The 1,159-nt window shown below is 60.8% G+C and carries 1 protein-coding gene; it reads left to right on the top strand.

Going from position 1 to position 1,159, the window contains the following annotated elements:
* The coding region (tuf, locus tag NFX52_RS30280) for an elongation factor Tu (RefSeq protein WP_207402311.1) at nt 1-1,158 on the top strand (1,158 nt) is incomplete at its 5' end.
* Nucleotide 1,159 lies beyond the last annotated feature (1 nt).

The following is a 1,159-nucleotide window of genomic DNA, read 5'->3' as shown; positions in this document are numbered from 1 at the left end:
CACGTCAACGTGGGCACAATCGGCCACGTGGACCATGGCAAGACGACGCTGACGGCAGCCATCGCTACCGTGCTGTCTGCCAAGTTCGGCGGTGAAGCCAAGGCATACGACCAGATCGACGCAGCGCCCGAAGAAAAGGCCCGCGGTATCACGATCAACACCGCTCACGTGGAATACGAAACGGCCAACCGCCACTACGCCCACGTGGACTGCCCTGGCCACGCCGACTATGTGAAGAACATGATCACCGGCGCAGCTCAGATGGACGGCGCTATCCTGGTGTGCTCGGCCGCTGACGGCCCAATGCCCCAGACCCGCGAGCACATCCTGCTGGCTCGCCAAGTGGGCGTGCCTTACATCATCGTGTTCCTGAACAAGTGCGACATGGTGGACGACGAAGAACTGCTCGAACTCGTCGAAATGGAAGTGCGCGAACTCCTGGACAAGTACGACTTCCCAGGCGACGACACCCCCATCATCCGTGGTTCCGCCAAGCTCGCCCTGGAAGGCGACAAGGGCAAGCTGGGTGAAGAAGCCATCATGAAGCTGGCTGAAGCGCTGGACACCTACATCCCCACGCCAGAGCGCGCTGTGGACGGTGCCTTCCTGATGCCCGTGGAAGACGTGTTCTCCATCTCCGGTCGTGGCACCGTGGTGACCGGTCGCGTTGAGCGCGGCATCATCAAGGTCGGCGAAGAAATCGAAATCGTCGGTATCCGCGACACGCAAAAAACCATCTGCACCGGCGTGGAAATGTTCCGCAAGCTGCTGGACCAAGGTCAAGCTGGCGACAACGTCGGCCTGCTGCTGCGCGGCACCAAGCGCGAAGACGTGGAGCGCGGCCAAGTGCTGTGCAAGCCCGGCTCGATCAAGCCTCACACCCACTTCACCGCTGAAGTGTATGTTCTGAGCAAGGACGAAGGCGGCCGTCACACGCCCTTCTTCAACAACTACCGCCCTCAGTTCTACTTCCGCACGACCGACGTGACCGGCGCCATCGAGCTGCCAGCAGACAAGGAAATGGTCATGCCTGGTGACAACGTGTCGATCACTGTGAAGCTGATCAACCCCATCGCCATGGAAGAAGGTCTGCGCTTCGCTATCCGCGAAGGCGGCCGTACCGTGGGCGCTGGCGTCGTGGCCAAGATCATTGCTTAAT

Source organism: Acidovorax facilis, assembly GCF_023913775.1.
Classification (GTDB): Bacteria; Pseudomonadota; Gammaproteobacteria; order Burkholderiales; family Burkholderiaceae_C; genus Acidovorax; species Acidovorax facilis.
The sequence above is the reverse complement of the archived record's forward strand: the minus strand, read 5'-3'. Positions and strand labels throughout refer to the sequence as shown.